Origin of the sequence: Bradyrhizobium sp. ISRA464, from assembly GCF_029910095.1 — a bacterium.
Taxonomy (GTDB): domain Bacteria; phylum Pseudomonadota; class Alphaproteobacteria; order Rhizobiales; family Xanthobacteraceae; genus Bradyrhizobium.
The window spans coordinates 5,979,687-5,998,343 of the sequence record NZ_CP094526.1; the positions used below are offsets into that span (position 1 = coordinate 5,979,687).

At 62.1% G+C, this 18,657-nt stretch carries 11 protein-coding genes and 3 pseudogenes; 3 read left to right on the forward strand and 11 right to left on the reverse strand.

What is annotated here, in order from left to right:
• Nucleotide 1 precedes the first annotated feature (1 nt).
• From MTX19_RS28065 to MTX19_RS28080, 4 genes are all read right to left on the reverse strand, one after another.
• Entirely contained in the window at nucleotides 2-202 is a 201-nt protein-coding gene (locus MTX19_RS28065; protein WP_280980280.1) for a hypothetical protein, read from the reverse strand.
• Nucleotides 199-1,176, reverse strand: coding sequence for a carbohydrate ABC transporter permease (locus tag MTX19_RS28070; RefSeq protein WP_280980281.1), 978 nt, complete (start codon nucleotides 1,174-1,176; stop codon nucleotides 199-201). Before MTX19_RS28070 ends, MTX19_RS28065 begins: the two co-directional genes overlap by 4 nt.
• A complete protein-coding gene (locus MTX19_RS28075) occupies nucleotides 1,173-2,147 on the reverse strand; it encodes a sugar ABC transporter permease (RefSeq protein WP_280980282.1) in 975 nt (324 codons plus the stop codon). Before MTX19_RS28075 ends, MTX19_RS28070 begins: the two co-directional genes overlap by 4 nt.
• Before the next feature lie 73 nt (nucleotides 2,148-2,220).
• Nucleotides 2,221-3,579 carry an extracellular solute-binding protein gene (locus MTX19_RS28080; protein ID WP_280980283.1) on the reverse strand — a complete coding sequence of 453 codons (1,359 nt, stop codon included), beginning with the start codon at nucleotides 3,577-3,579 and terminating at the stop codon, nucleotides 2,221-2,223.
• Between the two features lie 526 nt (nucleotides 3,580-4,105).
• Between MTX19_RS28080 and MTX19_RS28085 the strand changes: the two are divergent.
• Nucleotides 4,106-4,305 (forward strand): annotated as a pseudogene (locus MTX19_RS28085) (sulfurase); the annotation flags it as partial.
• 37 nt (nucleotides 4,306-4,342) lie between these two features.
• Here the strand turns inward: MTX19_RS28085 and MTX19_RS28090 are convergent.
• The 6 genes and pseudogenes from MTX19_RS28090 to MTX19_RS28115 form a co-directional block, all read right to left on the reverse strand.
• Nucleotides 4,343-4,630 (reverse strand): annotated as a pseudogene (locus tag MTX19_RS28090) (hypothetical protein); the annotation flags it as partial.
• A gap of 127 nt (nucleotides 4,631-4,757) precedes the next feature.
• Entirely contained in the window at nucleotides 4,758-5,117 is a 360-nt protein-coding gene (locus MTX19_RS28095; RefSeq protein WP_280980284.1) for a hypothetical protein, read from the reverse strand.
• A gap of 70 nt (nucleotides 5,118-5,187) precedes the next feature.
• A complete protein-coding gene (locus MTX19_RS28100) occupies nucleotides 5,188-10,011 on the reverse strand; it encodes an NAD-glutamate dehydrogenase (protein ID WP_280985573.1) in 4,824 nt (1,607 codons plus the stop codon).
• A gap of 442 nt (nucleotides 10,012-10,453) precedes the next feature.
• Nucleotides 10,454-12,442, reverse strand: coding sequence for an acyl CoA:acetate/3-ketoacid CoA transferase (locus tag MTX19_RS28105; protein ID WP_280980285.1), 1,989 nt, complete (start codon nucleotides 12,440-12,442; stop codon nucleotides 10,454-10,456).
• 158 nt (nucleotides 12,443-12,600) lie between these two features.
• Nucleotides 12,601-13,902 (reverse strand): MFS transporter, encoded by a 1,302-nt coding sequence (locus tag MTX19_RS28110; protein WP_280980286.1) that lies wholly within the window; start codon nucleotides 13,900-13,902, stop codon nucleotides 12,601-12,603.
• Between the two features lie 195 nt (nucleotides 13,903-14,097).
• On the reverse strand, nucleotides 14,098-15,543 hold the full coding sequence (locus MTX19_RS28115; RefSeq protein ID WP_280980287.1) for a sigma 54-interacting transcriptional regulator: 1,446 nt from the start codon (nucleotides 15,541-15,543) through the stop codon (nucleotides 14,098-14,100).
• A gap of 927 nt (nucleotides 15,544-16,470) precedes the next feature.
• On the opposite strand from MTX19_RS28115, the pseudogene MTX19_RS28120 reads away from it, so the two are divergent.
• Both MTX19_RS28120 and MTX19_RS28125 read left to right on the forward strand, forming a co-directional pair.
• Nucleotides 16,471-16,617 (forward strand): annotated as a pseudogene (locus MTX19_RS28120) (ATP-binding cassette domain-containing protein); the annotation flags it as partial.
• 209 nt (nucleotides 16,618-16,826) lie between these two features.
• A protein-coding gene (locus MTX19_RS28125; RefSeq protein WP_280984898.1) for an IS3 family transposase occupies nucleotides 16,827-18,016 on the forward strand; the annotation gives its coding sequence in 2 pieces (ribosomal slippage) (nucleotides 16,827-17,076 and nucleotides 17,076-18,016; 1,191 coding nt in all).
• A gap of 160 nt (nucleotides 18,017-18,176) precedes the next feature.
• On the opposite strand, the gene MTX19_RS28130 is transcribed toward MTX19_RS28125, so the two are convergent.
• Complete coding sequence (locus MTX19_RS28130; RefSeq protein ID WP_280980288.1) at nucleotides 18,177-18,602, reverse strand: DUF4440 domain-containing protein; 426 nt, start codon at nucleotides 18,600-18,602, stop codon at nucleotides 18,177-18,179.
• Nucleotides 18,603-18,657 lie beyond the last annotated feature (55 nt).

Here is an 18,657-nt window from a genome sequence, read left to right on the forward strand (position 1 = left end):
CCTATTCCGGAAAATGGCTGACGATGACGAAGCCGACCGTTCCGGCGAGGATCGTCACGAAGGAGTAGCTGTACAGGTCGATCGACCAGGGCTGAACCAGCATGATGATGCCGCCCCCGATCAAGGTCATCGCACCGGCTTCCCACGGCCCGCGACGGAACCAGCGCTGGAATGAACCCTTGGCAACAGCAGAACCGCTCATTTGCGCACCGCTCCGAAGGTGATGCCGCGCAACAGGTGCTTGCGCAACAGCACGGTGAACATGACGATGGGAACGACGAACAGCGTGGTCGCGGCGGCAACGGCCGGCCAGTCCTGCCCACCCTCGCCGATGATGAAGGGGATGAATGGCGGCATTGTCTGCGCTTCACCGCTGGTCAGGAGAACCGCAAAGGCGTATTCGTTCCAGGAGAAAATCAGGCAGAAGATCGCGGTCGCCGCAATGCCTGTAACGGCCTGCGGCAGTACCACCTTGCGCAGCGCCTGTAGCCGCGTATAGCCGTCGACCAGCGCGGCCTCCTCATATTCGCGCGGAATTTCGTCGATAAATCCCTTGAGCAGCCAGACCGCGAGCGAGACATTCACCGCGGTGTAGAGCAGGATCATTCCTAGGCGCGTGTCGGTCAGGTTGAGCTGCCGGTACATCAGATAGATCGGGATCGCGACTGCGACCGGCGGCATCATGCGCGTCGAGAGGATAAAGAATAAAAGATCGTCGGCGAGCGGAATGCGGAAGCGCGAGAACGCGTAGGCGGACAGCGTGCCGAGAAAGACCGCTAGGAACGTCGAGCCGAAGCCGATGATCAGCGAGTTGACGAAGCGCGGCACGACCTTTGATGGTCCGGCGATCACCATGTCGTGCTTGCGCACCAGCTTGTCGTACCAGGTCGCGGGCGGCGGCAACTTGGCGATGAAATCCGGGGTCTGGCGGGTGCGCACGGTGAACAGGTTCACATAGCCCTCAAGGGTCGGCTCGAAGATTACCTTGGGCGGATAGGCGATGGCATCGCTCTGCGACTTGAATGCGGTGGCAACGATCCAAAGCAGCGGCAGGATCGTGATCAGGGCATAGAGAATGACGAGGCCGCCGGCGAACGCCTTGGCGCGCGGCGAGGCTTCGACGATGGAATGCGCGGTCGATTTGGCCAGGACAGATTTGGCGACGGCAGCGGTCATCGTTGCTTCACCTTGTTCAGCGTTTTGACGTAGATGTTGGCGGCACCGAACACGGTCACGAACAGGATGATGGCGAGCGCCGAGGAATAGCCGGTGCGCCACTTCTCGAACGCCGCACGCTTCAGCGAGATCGACACCAGCTCGGTGGTCGAGCCCGGTCCGCCCGAGGTCAGGAGATTGACCATGTCGAACATCTTGAAGTTCTCGATCGCGCGGAACAACACCGCGAGCATCAGGAACGGTACCGTCATCGGCAGCGTGATCGACCAGAACTGCCGCCACGCCGAGGCACGATCAACTTCGGCCGCCTCATAGATGTAGTCGGGGATCGATCGAAGCCCGGCAAGGCAAATCAGCATCACGTAGGGCGCCCACATCCAGGTGTCGACCAGCACGATGGTCCAGGGCGCGAGCGAGACCTGCCCGGTCATGCTGAACGAGCTCGGCGGCGCACCGGTGAACAGGCCGATCAGATAGTTGAACGGCCCGATCTGCGGCTGCAGCAATAGCGTCCAGAAATTGCCGACGACCGCCGGCGACAGCATCATCGGCAGCAGGATAATCGTAGTCCAGAAGCTGTGACCGCGGAACTGGCGGTTGATTAGCAGCGCCAGACCAAACCCGACCACCACCTGCAAGGCCACCGAGCAGATCACGAACTGCGCTGTGGTCTGGAGCCGGATCCAGACGTCCTCGTCGGTGAGGATGTCGCTGAAATTGTCGAGGCCAACGAACCGCAGCGGCAGGTAGGACATGCTGAGGTTCAGGTTGGTGAAGGATAGCCGGATCATCCAGACCAGCGGGAAGATGTTGATCGCGAGCAGAAGTGCGATCGTCGGCGCAACGAACAGCCACGCAATGGTCCGGTCGGACAGTCCGCGGACGCGCAGCGCGGCGCGGGATTTGGCGGGCTCGCTCACGCTCGGAATCGTAACATGATCAGGTTGGAAGATCGTCGTCATCTTGTCCATCGGCTGGGCTGGTTCGGCTTCCCCGGGGGCGACCTCGGGGAAGCCAGTTCAGTTGGGTCGCGGCGTAGCGGGTCTATTGCGAGGCGACCTCCTTGCCTTGCTCCTTGAACACCTTGGTCCAGTCCTTGACCAGGAGATCGAGCGCCTGCTGCGCCGCGCCCTTGTCGGCAACAACGTAGTCGTGCACCCGCTTCTGCATGTCGAGCAGCAGCTGCGCGTAGGACGGCTCGGCCCAGAAGTCTTTCACGATGCTCATCGATTCCAGGAATTGCGGTGCGAACGGCGCGCTTTTCGGGAAGTCGGGCGCATCAACGACCGCCTTCAGGGCAGAGTAGCCGCCGATCTGCCACCATTTCTGCTGCACTGCGGGCTGCGCGAACCACTTGATGTAGGCGAGCGCGTCGTCCTTGTGGTCGGAGGTCGACACCACCGAGATGCCCTGTCCGCCGAGCTGGGTGAAATGCCCTTTCGGACCGGCCGGATTGACGAAGAAGCCGATCTTGTCGCCGCCGACGTTGGGATCCTTGTAGAGGCCGGGGAAGAAGGCGAACCAGTTCATCTGCATCGCCACCTGGCCAGACTTGAAGGCATCCAGCCCTTCCTGCATGTAGGCGTTGGTCAGGCCCGGCGCGGTGCAGCATTTGTAGAGCTCCTTGTAGAACTCGAGCCCCTTGGCCGCGTCGGCGGAATTGACGATGCCCTGCATCTGGTACGGCTTCTTCGGATTGTCGTAGGCGAAGCCGTAATTGTAGAGCACGTTGGTCACGCCCATGGTGATGCCTTCCGAGCCACGCTCGGTGAAGATGTAGGCGCCATAGACCTTCTTGCCGTCGATCTCGCGGCCCTGGAAGAACTCAGCGATCTGCTTCAGCTCGTCATAGGTCTTCGGCGGCGCCAGATCCCGGCCGTACTTGGCCTTGAATGCCGATTGAACGTCGGGCCGCGAGAACCAGTCCTTGCGGTAGGTCCAGCCCACCGCATCGGCCATGGCCGGCAGCGCCCAGTAGTTCGGCGAATTCTTCGGCCATTGCGAGTAGCCGACCACTGTCGCAGGAACGAAGTCGTCCATCGAGATGTGCTCTTTGTCGAAGAAGTCGTTGAGCTTGACGTACCACTTGTTCTCGGCGGCGCCGCCGATCCATTGGCTGTCGCCGATGATCAGGTCGCAGAGCTTGCCGTGGGAGTTGAGCTCGTTGAGGAAGCGATCCGCATAGCTCGTCCAGGGGACGAACTCGTATTTCATCTCGATGCCGGACTGCTTGGTGAAGTCCTTGCCTAGTTCGACCAGTGCATTGGCCGGATCCCACGCCGCCCAGCACAGCGTGAGCTGCTTGCTCTGGGCTGCCGCTTCGCCTCCGCCGAATATCCCGAGCAGCGCCGCCCCGAGGACGGTGGTTGCAGCCGAGCTTTTTAACCAATTGAATGTCCGCATATTCGTTTCCTCTCTCGTTGATGCATCCAACCCGCACGCCGTTCCCTGCCGGAACGACGCCAAGACCTGAAACCGAGTTTGAGGAGCGATGAGTGAAGGACGAGACGAACCATTCCGGACATGGGTCCAGATGGACTTGGGCTCCTCCCGCACATCTTGCTCGATGCGCAGTGTTTAGTATTTTTGTTGCGCTAAATGTATTACTAAATTTCCGAGACGGTCAAGTGGGTTTCTCGCAGGCCCTACGAAAAGATTTGAGACGTACACGCGCGCAAGCGCCGCGAAGCCTTTTCATTCAACCAATCGCATATCGCTGGGGATTATGATCGTCGATCTAGCTCGGCGATGGCTGTCCAGCGCGCCCCGACGACTGGCACGCAGGATGACTGGCTAGGACGACATGTTTAGTAATCAGTTTTACTGAACGTTCAATGAAGCTAAGGCGATGGCTGTCCGAACACGGCGAGGATCAAGTATGAAATGAAGCTCATCCTCTATTTCGATCTTTTTGGCGCAGGACCACGGTGAGCTTCAGGTCGACGACATCGTGCAGGCGAGCGCGGCACGCGGCAATTTCGCGCTACGGCCCGGCAACACGCCGGTTGTCCTGTTATGTGCCGGCATCGATTTAACGCCGATGCTCGCGATGCTTCATGCGTTGGCGGCTCAATCTTCGACGAGAGATATTTGCGGCTATACGGAGCGCGTAGCGGCCGGGAGCATCCCCTTGTCGCTTCGCCACGCTAGCCTCCACATTTGCCGGTAGGTGGCTCTCGTCCGGCGCCACGAGCTTCGCCCGCGCGACCGTCATTGTGGTCGCGCGCTCCGGCCCGAACCAGGGTTTCGTGCGACCGGCGTTCACGGGCTTGCGCGTGGTGGTGACGAGCCACGTGGGGTCCACGGAGAGGGACGACGCGTCGAAGCGCGCGCCGGTCGCGCCCAAGCCTGCGCATCCGCCAAGCGCGAGGGCGCTGCCTGCCGACACAAGCCCGCCCAGGAGCGCGCGGCGCGACACGAGAGCCTCATGTTGAAGAAGATGTCGGACGATCACACGGAACCTTCGGAAATTCTGCCCACCGTTTGCCCCGCCCTGGTAGCTCCGTGAATGATGGAAAAATGGCAATCCGGTTCCGCTTCAATCAGAACCGATCAGTGCTGGCGCTGATGCCGGGTCTAGCTCAGGATTCTTGCCATGACGGTGTTGCAGATCGCGGATCAGGTTTCATCCTTGCCACAACTTCAGGCCGGTTCTTCTCGAGCCAGGCCAAAGCTTCCGGCCCGTCGACGACACACTCGAAAGTCTCCCAGGTTGGGTCCTCCAGGGATTCCGATTGCAGTCGCTTTGCCGCATACTCAATGAGGTCGTGCAAGCGTTCATATCCTCGTCGGTGCTCGAGGGAATCTGCAATCGCCGTGCTGGTCCATCCTCGTTGGGCCAAATCGATAATGATCGGAGCATCAGCCTCGCTGAACCACGGTGTGGCATCGAACTCGATGCAGCGGACATTGTCGGCTGTATGGCAAGTGGCGTGGATCATTGGATTCCTCCGTTTGCCGGCTCCAACCTGCGCTAGCATTGCACTTCTTACATCGCCGCTTCGCACGCCCTCAGGCTTTGACCAGGTCCCCCAGCAGGTTCGCCGCCACCGTCAGCTTGGCGAGCGTCAGGCCGCTGGCAGCAATTTCCTCGACCGAGCGGCGGATACGCGTCGCTTCGGGGTGAGCCGCGAGCCATGTCTCGACGGCCGGATGGCCGGACTGACCGGTTGCCAGCATATCCGCGGCCAGCCTTCTTTCGGCGCCAGCGATCTGCTCAACGGCGCGATCAATGGCCATACGTTCGAAATAATCGTTTGCCGGCACGCTGCGCGCGGCGGCGATGATGCGGTCGAGACGGAAATTCGCCTCGGCGTCGAAGAAGGTCGCGGCGGCGTCACCGATGGGGCGCGTGGTGCGCTCGGCAACCGTCACGATGTCGGGTGCCGAGACCAGAGCGTCAAGATCGGCGAGCTCGCCGGCAAGGCCGGCCGGGACACCAGCATCGGTCAGGTCCTGTCGACGCTTGCTGCGCGCGGCTTGCAAGTCCGGCGGCAGGGCGGTGTCGAGCCCGGCGACGATCTCGCGGATCGCCGGGCCGAAACGCGCGATGACCGCCTCGAGGCCATCCTTGAAATCAACATTGCGCACGTACCAGACCATGCGGGAGAGCAGGAGATCTTGGACGGTCGCGTAGAGCGACAGCTGCAACTGCCCGTCGATGCAGGCGTCGAGTGCATCGATCGCGTCATTGAGCCACTTCAGCCCGTAGGATTCGTCCACCGCCACGTAGGCCATGACGATGGTTGGGATATCGGCATCCGTCTCGTCGATCAGGCGCACGACGCAGGCCGGGCCGCCGCGGTTGATCACGGCATTGACGAGACTGGTCGCGATGATCTCCCGTCGCAGGCGATGGAAGTCGACCGCCGTCGGGAATTTGTCCCGAACCTCGCGCGGAAAATACTGAGATAACTCGCGGGCAAGATAGGGGTCATCGGGCACGCTGGTGACGAGCAGATCATCGTAGAGGGTCAGCTTCGCGTAGGCGAGCAACACGGCAAGCTCGGGCCGCGTCAGGAACTGGCCGCGCCGTGTGCGCTCGGTGAGCGCTGCGTCGTCGGGCAAGAACTCCACCGCGCGGCTGAGCAAGCCGCGCTGCTCGAGCGACTGCATCAGGCGGGCGAGGAAGCCGGTCTCGGCCACCCCCTTGCGCTCGGCCAGCGAGAGCGCCAGCGTCTGCAGATAGTTATTGCGCAGCACCAGCGCGCCGACCTCGTCGGTCATCGCGGCAAGCAGGCTGTTGCGGTCAGTAGGACTTAGGCGTCCCTCGCGCTCGGGGCGCGCCAGCGCGATCTTGATATTGACCTCGACGTCGGACGTGTTCACGCCGGCCGAATTGTCGATGGCGTCGGTGTTGAGCTTGACGCCCTTCAGCGCCGCTTCAATGCGGCCGCGCTGGGTGACGCCGAGGTTGGCCCCTTCGCCGATCACCCGGGCGCGCACGTCGCCACCCGTGATGCGGATCGGATCGTTGGCGCGGTCCCCGACCTGATCGTCGCTTTCCCCGGAGGACCGGACATAGGTGCCGATGCCGCCGAACCACAGGAGGTCCGCGCGAGCCTTCAGGATCGCCGTCATCACCTCGAAAGGCGTGGCTTGCGGCTTGTCGAGATCGAGCAGAGTGCGCACTTCCGGAGCGAGCGGGATCGCCTTGAGCAGGCGCGAGAACACGCCGCCGCCCTGCGAGATCAGCGACTTGTTGTAGTCCTGCCAGCTCGATCGCGGCGCGTCGAACAAGCGCTTGCGCTCAGCGAAGCTGATCGAGGGATCAGGCGAGGGATCGATGAAGATGTCGCGATGATCGAAAGCCGCCACAAGCTTTGTCGCCGGCGAGAGCAGCATGCCATTGCCGAAAACGTCGCCGGACATGTCGCCCACGCCGACCGCGGTGAACGGCATGGTCTGAATGTCGGTGCCGAGCTCGCGGAAGTGGTGCTTGACCGCCTCCCAGGCGCCGCGCGCCGTGATCCCCATCTTCTTGTGGTCGTAGCCCTGGCTGCCGCCGGATGCGAAAGCATCGCCGAGCCAATGGTTCTTCTCGGCCGAGATCGCATTGGCGACGTCGGAGAAGGTGGCGGTGCCCTTGTCGGCGGCGACGACAAGGTAGGGGTCGTCGCCGTCATGGCGCAAGGTGGATTCGGGCGGCACGACGATGTCGCCGTCGAGATTGTCGGTGAGTTCGAGCAGCGAGCGAACGAAGATGCGATAGACTTCGGTGCCCTCCGCGAGCCAGGCGTCGCGATTGGAAGGTGGCGGCAGGCGCTTGGGCACGAAGCCGCCCTTGGCGCCGACCGGCACGATCACGGCGTTCTTGACCTGCTGCGCTTTCGCAAGGCCGAGGATCTCGGTGCGGAAATCCTGCGGCCGGTCGGACCAGCGCAAGCCACCGCGCGCAACCTTGCCGAAGCGCAGGTGAATACCTTCGACACGAGGTGAATAGACAAAGATCTCGTAGAGAGGTCGTGGAGCGGGCAAGTCGTCGATCCGGCGCGCCTCGAACTTGAAGGAGATCACCGGACGCGGATGTCCATTCTCGCCGATCTGCCACAGATTGGTGCGAACGGTTGCCTGCACCAGATTGGTGAAACGGCGCAGGATGCGATCTTCGTCGAGCGAGGCGACTGATGTGAGCTGATCCTCGATCTCGGCGAGCAGAGCCGTCTCGCGCGCCGAGCGCTCGGCATCCGTCAAGGCGAGGCGCGGATCGAGGCGGGCCTGGAACAGCGCGACGAGGGTGGCCGTGATCGCGGCGTTCTTGCGCAAGGTCTCCCACATGTAATCCTGGGTGAATGGAGCGCGGATCTGGTGCAGGTAGCGCGACAGCGCCCGGATGGTCGAAACTTCCCGCCAGCCCAGGGCCGTGCGCAGGATCAGGGCATTGTATCCGTCGGATTCGGCGCGGTCGGTGACCACCGCCATGATCGAGGCTTCCAGGCGATGGCTGAATTCCGGGTTGATCTCGATGGGCTGGCCGTCACTGGTCTCGATCGTCATGTCGTGCAGCCAGACCGGCTCCGGCCGGTTACCGGGCACGATCTGATAGGTGCGTTCGTTGACCACGCGCAGACCATGATTTTCGATCACCGGCACGCGATAAGACAGCGACAGCGGTGCGGCGTCCGAAAACACCTTCAGGCCGAAGCGCCTGGGATCGTCGCCATCGATGCGGTAAACCGAAATCGTCACCGGGCGGGCTGGCGTCAGCTTCTCGATGGTTGTGATATCGGCGATCGCCTGCTCCGCCGTGAAAACCTCGGTATAGCCGCCGCTAAAGGCCCGGGCATATCGGTTGGTCAGCATGCGCGCCCGCATGCCGTCGGTCGACGCAGTGAGCGCGGCCCTCAACTTGTCGGCCCAGGTTGCGGCAATGGCGCTGATTCCGGCTTCCAGGGTGGCGCGCTCGACGACGGGCGTTTTGCCTTCGTAGCGACCGACGATGTAGTGGACGCGCGCAAGCGCCCCCTCAGGGAATGATACGTAGGAGGCGGCAAGGGTCCCCTTGTAGACTTGCGACAGGAAGGCGCCGACGCGCGTGCGGACGTCGGTGTCGTATTTGTCGCGCGGAATGAAAGTGAGGATGGAGACGAAGCGATCGAACTTGTCGACCCGCGCCAGCGTCCGGATGCGCGGGCGCTCGTAGAGGATCAGGATTTCTATGACGAAATTGTAGAGAGCGTCGACATCGATCTGGAACAGTTCGTCACGCGGATATTCTTCGAGAATATGCATGAGCGCCTTGCCGGAATGGCCGCTCGGGTCGAAGCCGGCGCGCTGGAGCACCCGCGAAACCTTGTGGCGGACATAAGGGATCTGTCGTACCGAGCGGGTATAGGCGCCCGAGGTGAACAGGCCGACGACTCGCAGTTCGCCCTCGAGCCGGCCGTCGGGCGTATAGAGCTTGATGCCGACATAATCCATCCGGATGCGGCGATGGACGCGGCTGGAGACATTGGCCTTGATGACGATGAGCAGGGTGGGTTCGTGCAAGAACTCGCGGATTTCCGACGTCATCACCACCATTTCGGTACCGCGGCGCAGGACCTTCGCTTCCGGATCGCGGAGGATGCCGAGGCCTTCACCGGTGGTGATGTCGTCCGACGCATCGCTGTCGGGCGAGAAGCGATATTCGCGCACGCCCAGGAAGGTGAAATTGTCCGCGCAGAGCCATTGCAGGAACTGGTTGGCTTCGGCCACCTCGTCGATTGGCAGCGGCGGCGGATTGGAAGAGAAAGTCTTTATCGCTTCCTCGACCCGGTCGCGCATGGTTCGCCAGTCGGTGACGCAGGCGCGCACGTCGTTCAACGTCCCGGTCAGGCCGTCGATCAGCTTCTGCCGGTCGGTCTCGACATCCAGACGGGTGATGTGGAGGTGAATCAGGCTCTCTCTCGCGCCCTTTGCCCCTTCCGGCAATGCTTCGCCGTAGAAGTGCAGGAGCTTGCCTTGGTCATCGCGCTCCACCGCGATGATCGGGTGAGCGACGAGGGCGACTTCGATGCCCTGCTCGGCGAGCTCCGCCATGGTGGAATCGAACAGGAAGGGCATGTTGTCGTTGAGAATTTCGAGCACGGAAATCTCGCGCCCATCCGACATCATCGGATTGACGATGCGGATATCGGCGCTGCCGGCTGCGCGCCGCTGCACGTGCTCCCAGGCTTGCTCTGCGAGGAGGGCAAGCGAGGCGGCATCGCAATTGGCGAGGTCCTCGATATTGGTGTAGCCGAACAAAAGCTCGGCAAAGGCCCGGGGGCTCTTGCCCGGCTGCACCCTGCCCGCGGCATCGCGGATCAAAGTTGCCCGGGCCTTGTCGTCGCGCCACGGCATAATATCCTCCATTTGCCGCACCGTCCGACCGCAGTCGCGATCATCAGCTTGATTCTGGAGTGCATCTCTTCGAGCGCCATCGCCTTGACCGTGATCGAGCGCGTACGCGCAATCCTCGATCTCAACACTTCGACAGCTCGAGACGACAATACTACCAGAGCGGTCCAGGCACACGTTGTCGTGAGGCGCACCGAGATGCACTACGGTAGCCGAAGTCGGTGCCGACGGCCGCCGAGCCATCGGGAGGAATCACAAGCAATTTCAATCGGGTGCGGCCCCATGGCGCGTACAACGAATCCTAGGTCAGCCATCCCCGCGCGCACGAGATTCCGCAGCACGTTGCTCGCCTAATCCGAGACAGACTGCACGTTGATGGGGGAAGGTCTTAGTGGCCTATACTGCTTCCCCGCGGACCGCGCGCCGGTTTCGGTCTGGGTGGGGGATGGCGCCGGCTTCAACGTTGCGCCAATCCGACCGTGCTTCTTCCGCTTTCAAAAATATGTGCGGCGACGCCGCGCTTTTCCAGCGCTTCGCCGAGCTTGATGCGCAGAAAGCCCGACGTGGTGTAACGGGAGACGCCCGAATAAAAGCGGTCGGTTAGGCCTTGCACCATTCCTGAATAGTCGTCGAGCAACTCGGGAAGAACCGAGAAGTTGTCGTAGTTGACGATCGCATAGACGCGGCGATCGATGTGGCCGAGCTTGGCTTCGACGGCGCGCGCGATCGCATCGATGTCGCCCCTGCCGCGCAGCGCGAAGCGCTCCAGGTTGACGAAGAACAGGTTCTGCTGCTCGTCCAGCGTGAAGCGCCGGTCGAGCGGAATGGTCAACAGGTCGTTGCGCAGGTCCATCGGGCCGTCGCGGAAAATCCGCGCGTCCATGAGGAGCGGATCGCGCGGGATGAGCGGCCTGAAATCCATCAGCCCGAGGATGTCGCGCTCGATATCGATGCCGGGCGCGACCTCGATCAGCTCGAGTCCGCCTTCGGTCAGCGCAAGCACGCAACGCTCGGTGACGTAGTGCACGGTCTGCCCGCGTTTGGCGGCGAACGCGCCGCTGAACGTCACATGCTCGACTGCCTCGACGAATTTGCGGGCTTTCGGTTCCTCGGCGATAACCAGCCTGCCGTCGGTTACGCCAATGCGCTGGCGTCCCGCGCCAAACGTACCGACAAAGATCACCTTCTTGGCGTTCTGGCTGATGTTGATGAAGCCCCCGGCCCCGGCGAGCTTGGGACCGAACTTGCTGACGTTGAGATTGCCGGTACGATCGACCTGGGCGAGGCCCAGGAATGCGGCGTCGAGCCCGCCGCCATCATAGAAATCGAATTGATAGGGCTGGTCGATCACCGCCTGCGTGTTGACGGCGGCGCCGAAGTCGATCCCGCTCGCCGGCACGCCGCCAATCACGCCGGGCTCGGCCGTCAGCGTGATCAGGTCGATGACCCGCTCCTCGTTGGCGACGGATGCGATGCCTTCGGGCATGCCGATGCCGAGATTGACGACGCTATTGGCCTGGAGCTCGAACGCCGCCCGGCGTGCGATGATCTTGCGCTCGCTCATCGGCATCGGTGGCAGCGAGCCGGCGCGCACCCTGATCTCGCCGCTGTAAGCCGGATTGTAATGCGTGCCAAAGGTCTGCCAGTGGTTTTCCGGTTTCGCCACCACGACGCAGTCGACGAGGACGCCGGGGATTTTCACCTGGCGCGGATTGAGGCTGCCGTTTTCTGCGACGCGCTCGACCTGGGCGATGACGATGCCGCCGGAATTATGCGCCGCCATGGCGATCGCGAGCGCTTCGAGCGTCAGCGCTTCCTTCTCCATGGTGAGGTTGCCGTCGGCGTCGCCCGTGGTGGCACGGATAATCCCGATGTTGATTGGAAAGGTCTTGTAAAACAGGCACTCCTCACCGCCGAGCGTGACCAGCTCGACCAAATCCTCGATTGTGCGGGCGTTGAGCTTGCCGCCGCCCTGACGTGGGTCGACGAAGGTGCCGATGCCGACGCGCGAGATGTGGCCGGGACGACGCGCGGCGATGTCGCGGAACATATGGGTGATGACGCCCTGCGGCAGATTATAGGCCTCGATCTGGTTTGAGATCGCGAGTTGCTGCAATTTGGGCGCGAGCCCCCAATGACCGCCGATCACGCGCCTGACCAGACCCTCATGCGCGAAATGGTTGAGGCCGCGGTGCTTGCCGTCTCCCTGTCCCGCCGCATAGACCAGCGTCAGGTTGCGAGGCTTGCCCTGCGTGTAGGGGGCGACCGTTTCGTTGGCGAGATAGAGTTGCTCCAGCGCGAGCGCGATCTCTTCGGCAAAACCGATGCCGACAAAGCCGCCGGTCGCCACCGTGTCGCCGTCGTGGATCAGGCGCACCGCTTCGGCGGCTGTGACGATCTTGCCCTTCTCCGCCGTGCGCAGATACGACAAGGCCTGCTGGCTCACGGCATTCCTCCCAATTTATTGCCGCTTTGAGCGGTCGGGAAATGACTTTTCGTCAGATCGTCAGCCCGCTCTATCTTCTTGTTTGAGCATGATCTTCTCGAAAAACTGCGTCTAACGCGGCCCTCCGGGTCCGGATCATGCTCTAAGGCGGGCGCTTGTCAGGCCTCGGCGTTCTTCCGTGTTTCAGTCGCGAAATACACCGAGACGATGGTGATCAGCGCCAGCGCGACCATATAGAGCGAGACCGGCCACGTCGCGGGTGCATAGGCGGCCATCAGACCGGTGGCGATCAACGGCGACAGCGCGCCGGCGAAGATCGAGGCGAGGTTGTAGCCGAGCGACACGCCGCTATAGCGCACCTTGGTGCCGAACAGCTCGGACAGGAAGCTCGCCTGCGGGCCGTACATCGCGGCGCGCCCGACGGCGAGCCCGAGCACGATAGCGACCCAGGCCGCATGCGGGTTCTTGGTTCCAAGCAGCATGAACAGCGGAAACGACATAAGCGCCGAGAAGATGGCACCGAAAATATAGACCGGACGGCGCCCGACGCGATCGGAGAGCGCACCGAAGGCGGGAATGGTGAAGGTTTCGATCGCAGCCGCGATCAAGACGCCGTTCAGCATGTCCTGCCGGTTCAGGCCGAGCGACTGGGTTGCGTAGGCCAGGACAAACGTGGCGTAGATATAGAAGAAGCCGTTCTCCGCAAAGCGGGCGCCCATCGCCAGCAGGATGTTCTTGGGATAGAAGCGGATCGCGTCGAGGATCGGCATCTTCACCTCCTGCTTGGAATCCTTGACCTTCTGGAACTCGGGCGATTCCGCGATGGTGAATCGGATCCATAGGCCGACCAGCACGAGGACGATGCTGAACAGGAACGGCAGACGCCAACCCCAGGCGTAGAGCTGGGCGTCGGTCAGGAATGCCGAGACGATCGAAAAAACCAGCGTGCCAAGCACGAGACCAAGCGGCGCGCCGAGCTGCGGCCAGCTGCCGTAAAAGCCCTTCTTGTCTTCCGGCGCGTGTTCAACCGCCATTAGCACCGCGCCGCCCCATTCGCCGCCGAGGCCAAAACCCTGCACCAGACGGCAGGTGATCAAAAGGATCGCTGCCCAGACGCCCGCCGTCTCATAGGTCGGCAAGAGACCGACCACCGCGGTCGCGGCGCCCATGATCAGAAGCGTCAGATACAGCATCGTCTTGCGGCCGATCTTGTCGCCGTAGTGGCCGAAGACGAGCCCGCCGAGCGGCCGCGCGACGAACCCGAGCGCATAGGTCGCGAATGCGAGCAGCGTGCCGATCATGGGGTCGAAGGTCGGGAAAAATAGCTTGTTGAAGATCAACGCTGCGGCGGTGCCGTACAAGAAGAAATCGTACCATTCGATGGCGGTGCCGATCAGGCTCGCGGTCGCTACCGTCACGTGCGACGGCGCCGATGGTCTGCTTTCCAGCGCAATGGTCATATCGTCCCTCCCATGGTCAACGTTCGCGCATTTGCCATGCGTCGCGTCGGAGGGAGCAGAGCAAGGCGCGGGCCAATTGCCTCGCGATGCATCAAATGATTGAAAGGCCAGCGGGTTCAGCGCCGGCCTGTGGATGTGCGGCGGATCGAGTCATGTCAACGGTCTGAGACTCAAGACACCTTGAAGTCTCAAAACTCAGACGGCTGATGTATCCGATTGGGCGAGACCGAATTTTGCGAGCTTCTTATAGAATGTGGCACGCGAGATGCGCAGCATCCTCGCGGCTTCCGAAATCTGCCCATTGGCGGCCTGAAGCGCGCACTCGAGCGTCCGCTTTTCGAACGCCGCTTCGGCCTGCGCGTAGGGGATCACGGTCCCCGCAGGAAGCGCCGGCGCGGCGACCCGCCCCTCGGCGCCGACGGGCAGGATGCGGGCGAAATCGTCGCCGGCGAGGCGGCCCGAGTCGCTTAGAATCAGCGCACGCTCCAGCACGTTGCGCAGCTCACGGACGTTTCCGGGCCAATCGTAGCAGGCGAGCGCGGCAAGGCCCGACGGCGTGATCTTCGCGTTGAGGTAATCGCCGGAACGGACGATGTCATCCAGCAGCCTTGCGCAGATTTCCGGGAGATCGCCGGCGCAATCGCGTAACGGCGGCAGCGCGATCGTGAGCACGTTGAGCCGGTAGAAAAGGTCGGCCCGGAACGTGCCCTCGCTGACGCGCTTCTGCAGCTCGACATTGGTCGCGGCGATGACGCGAACGTCGACTTTCGTCACCTTGTCGGAGCCAACCGGCTCGATTTCCCGCTCCTGCAAAACCCGCAGCAGCTTGGCCTGCAGGTGCAGTGGCATTTCGCCGATTTCATCCAGGAACAGTGTGCCACCGTCGGCGCTCCTGAACTTGCCGTCGCGACCTTTGCGGTCGGCGCCGGTATAGGCCCCCGGCACCGTCCCGAAGAACTCGGACTCGATCAGCGTATCCGGGATGGCGGCGACATTGACGCTGACGAAGGGTTTTTCTGCACGCGCGGAGGCGTTATGGATGGCCTGCGCCAGCAGCTCCTTGCCGGTTCCGGTTTCCCCGATCAGCAGGACCGTCACGCTTTGGCGTGCCGCCCGGCGGGCGAGCTCCTTGGCTCGCGCGATGCGCTCGGTCTTGCCGACATAGTCATCGAAGGTAAACCGCGCGCTGCGCGGCTGCGACAACTGCCGCTTCGCGAGCCTGAGGTCGCTTTCGAGTTGGCCCATCCGCGCGATCAGGGGCTTCAGGTTGTCGAGACGGTCTGACAGCACGAAGCCGATCGCGCCGATGACGTTCCTGTTCTCGTCCTCGATCGGCATGCGCGTGACCACGAGCTGCTCGCCGCCGAGCTCCATGATGTCCAGAAGGATCGGCTCGCCGGTTTCGGCCACGCGGCGCATCAGACTGTTGGGAATAATCTCCTCGATCGGGCGCCCGATCGCCTCGGAGACATGATCAAGGCGAAGCGAGTGAAGGTATTTTTCATTGACGTAAACCACGCGCCCGTCGCGATCGATCGCGATGGCGCCTTCGCAGAGATCCTCGAGGCGCTCAAACAGCGTTTCCATGGCGCGTGCGCGGATGGTCGCGGGATCGCTGACGATGGGCTGGCGATCGGACATGGGGTTGCGAATGGCCCTTCAACAATTACCGAACGCGGATCGTGGCGAAATGACCCATGCGTCCCGTCCCGCGCTCCATTTGTCTCCGGAAGGGGCTGGAACTGCGAAGCTCACTGGTTCGCGCCAAACCTAGCAGGAGATTGCATGGTTTCACATCAACGCCGGACAAAAATTCGAGGTCAGCGCCGCGGCGTATCTGCATCGTAGGCGGGATAATTATGTCGTAATTTCAATAATATAAGAGCTCGTTGTTTTATTCTGGATGGCGCGCCGGTTTCGCGAAATATCGCGGATCTCTTAACCACGCCGCACCGCGATCTTTTTGACATCGATGCGCGGCTCGGCGGCTGACGCAATTCGATCCGTGAACTCCGATTGCTACAATCTGGCGTACAAAATCGTAGCAGATCGTAGTTGGCGCACCAAATCGTGGCTGTGGTAGCGGGGTCCGCTACATCGCGAAACCCACCATTTTAGAACCCGTCTTTTCCTACTGGAGGGCATCCTAGCTCCCAGCGTGCGGTGCTCGTCGAGGAGCGCACGCTTGGCATTTCCTTTCGAAATACTCCCGCGAAACTCGCCTATCGTCCGAGCTCCGGAATCAGAACTCTTACGCTCTCGAATTCCTTCGCTCTGACATCAGGTAGCAGGACGATGACGAGTGCTGCGATGAGGAAACCAGCACCGCACGGCCCGATCGAAACTGAAAGTCCAAACGAGGCGGCGAGACTCCCCAAAATGAATGGCGCAAAGGGGCTTCAATGCTGCGACTGGCGAATATCAGGATCTGGTCAAGGCCGGCGTGATCGATCCCGCAAAGGTCGTCCGCACTGCGCTGCAGGATGGCGCCTCGATTGCTTCGCTTCTGGAGGGCGTTGACGCATGTCGGCCGCGACAATCGTTTCGATCAGGAATCTGAAGCTCGCACTGCCGCCGGGCTCCGACCGTCCCTACGCCGTCGACGACGTCTCCTTCGATCTTGTGCCTGGCAAGATTCTCTGCGTGGTCGGCGAGTCCGGCTCCGGCAAGTCGATGTGCGCGCACGCGCTGATGGGGCTGTTGCCGGACACCATCATCCGCGAGTTATCGTGATCCGCTGTGATTTATGGCCAGTTTCCGCGAATTGGATACATTAGGTCTAAGCCAGCTCAGACCGATGGCACTAGCTTGTTCACGATCGGTAGGCTGTGCGGATCAAGGCGTTTGAGTCTAGGACCGCTGACCTAGCCCCACGGGCTTAATCCAGTTTGAAGTTCGTTCTGGCCCACGACAAGGACCAGAGCATGAAGCGCAGCCGCTTTTCGGAAGAGCAGATCATCGGGATTTTGAAGGAGCACGAGGCCGGCGTTTCGGTCGCCGACCTGTGCCGCAAGCACGGTGTCAGCGACGCCAGCATCTACAAATGGAAGGCCAAGTTCGGCGGGATGGAGGTGTCGGAGGCCAAGCGGCTGAAGGCACTGGAGGATGAGAACACGCGGCTGAAGCGGCTGCTGGCGGATGCCATGCTCGACAATGTCGCGCTGAAGGACTTGCTGGGAAAGAAATGGTGACGCCCGCGGCCAAGCGGAAAGCTGTCGCCCATCTCATGGATGCCCACGGGATGAGCGAACGGCGGGCGTGTAAAACCATCGGCAGCTGCCGCATGACGATGAGATACCGGACGATCCGGACGGACGATGCCGGCCTGCGCCAACGCATGCGAGCGATCGCCCAAGAGCGTCGCCGTTTCGGCTACCGGCGCCTGCATGCTCTGCTCAAGCGGGAGGGCTATGCAATCAACCACAAGAAGCTGTTCCGGCTCTACCGGGAAGAGAAGCTTGCGGTGCGTCGCCGTGGCGGCCGCAAGCGGGCGATCGGGACCCGGGCGCCGATGACGGTGCCGCTGGCGCCGAACGACCGCTGGTCGCTCGACTTCGTCTCGGATCAACTGACCGACGGCCGCCGCTTCCGCATCCTGACCGTGGTCGATGACTGCACCCGCGAGTGCCTGGCGCTGGTCGCCGACACCTCGCTCTCGGGCAGGCGGGTGGCGCGGGAACTGGACCGGCTGGTGATCGAGCGCGGCAAGCCGACAATGGTGGTCAGCGACAACGGCAGCGAGTTGACCAGCAACGCCATCCTGACCTGGGCCGATCAGAGCCGCGTCGCATGGCATTACATCGCGCCGGGCAAGCCCATGCAGAACGCCTTCATCGAGAGCTTCAACGGCCGGCTGCGCGACGAATTGTTGAACGAGACGCTGTTCACGTCGCTGGCCCAGGCCCGCGTCGCACTCGGATGTTGGCGGGCCGATTACAATAACACACGACCGCACTCGCAGCTCGGATGGAAGACCCCATCCGAGTTCGCCATCACCTACCATCCGCGCCGGGATCTGGCGCTGCGCTATGCCGAAGGCTCCGCGCCAGCTCCCGTCGCTCCCACCGCCCGACCGGGCAAATCCAACAGCCAGGGCGAGCTCAGGACTGGATAAAACTTGGGGGCAAGGTCACCGCGTTAGGGGCTGCCGTCAATCAAGCCTCCTGCCGCCGCACGTGACGTGCTTCGTCAGGCAGGTAGCTTGCCACAGCTATCGCACGTCCGCTCGCGGCGAGTGCGGACGCGCCTCGTGAGGCCATAAGTACGCGGGTAGCTTATCGACCGTCGTTCCAAATGTCGGCGGCAAGCTTCCAGTCATTTCCGACCTTTTCCCAAATCACAACGTACTTCCCGGTCACGTCCTTTGGGTTCGGGCCCTTCGTCTTCAAACTGAAAGTCCCTATCTCGCGCGCCGCCGACGGACCGAGCGGCTTGACGTCAAGAGTCTCGAGCCTCGGGTCGCCAATTTCGTTCGCTGTGCCTTTCCACATCGCTCCAATGGCGGTGTTGCCATGCACCATCGCGGAGCCAGGTGGAAATGCAGTCGCATCAACGGTGTAAAGCGACGCAATGCCGGCAAAATCCCCCTTATTGAAAAACTCAATCCATTTTGCATTCGCGGCCTCGATCTCGGCTTTCTGGGCGAACGCCGGCAGGCTCATTCCAACCACAACTGCAATCGACAATGCAATTCTGTGCATCATGCAACTCCATTGGCTAGACAAGTTGATACCACATCGCAAATTGACGGGCCGA

Coding starts and splice junctions, on each gene's coding strand:
- MTX19_RS28115 (WP_280980287.1), bottom strand. CDS start 15,543: ATGTCCGATCGCCAGCCCATCGTCAGCGATCCCGCGACCATCCGCGCA.
- MTX19_RS28075 (WP_280980282.1), bottom strand. CDS start 2,147: ATGGACAAGATGACGACGATCTTCCAACCTGATCATGTTACGATTCCG.
- MTX19_RS28110 (WP_280980286.1), bottom strand. CDS start 13,902: ATGACCATTGCGCTGGAAAGCAGACCATCGGCGCCGTCGCACGTGACG.
- MTX19_RS28065 (WP_280980280.1), bottom strand. CDS start 202: ATGAGCGGTTCTGCTGTTGCCAAGGGTTCATTCCAGCGCTGGTTCCGT.
- MTX19_RS28095 (WP_280980284.1), bottom strand. CDS start 5,117: ATGATCCACGCCACTTGCCATACAGCCGACAATGTCCGCTGCATCGAG.
- MTX19_RS28100 (WP_280985573.1), bottom strand. CDS start 10,011: ATGGAGGATATTATGCCGTGGCGCGACGACAAGGCCCGGGCAACTTTG.
- MTX19_RS28070 (WP_280980281.1), bottom strand. CDS start 1,176: ATGACCGCTGCCGTCGCCAAATCTGTCCTGGCCAAATCGACCGCGCAT.
- MTX19_RS28080 (WP_280980283.1), bottom strand. CDS start 3,579: ATGCGGACATTCAATTGGTTAAAAAGCTCGGCTGCAACCACCGTCCTC.
- MTX19_RS28130 (WP_280980288.1), bottom strand. CDS start 18,602: ATGCACAGAATTGCATTGTCGATTGCAGTTGTGGTTGGAATGAGCCTG.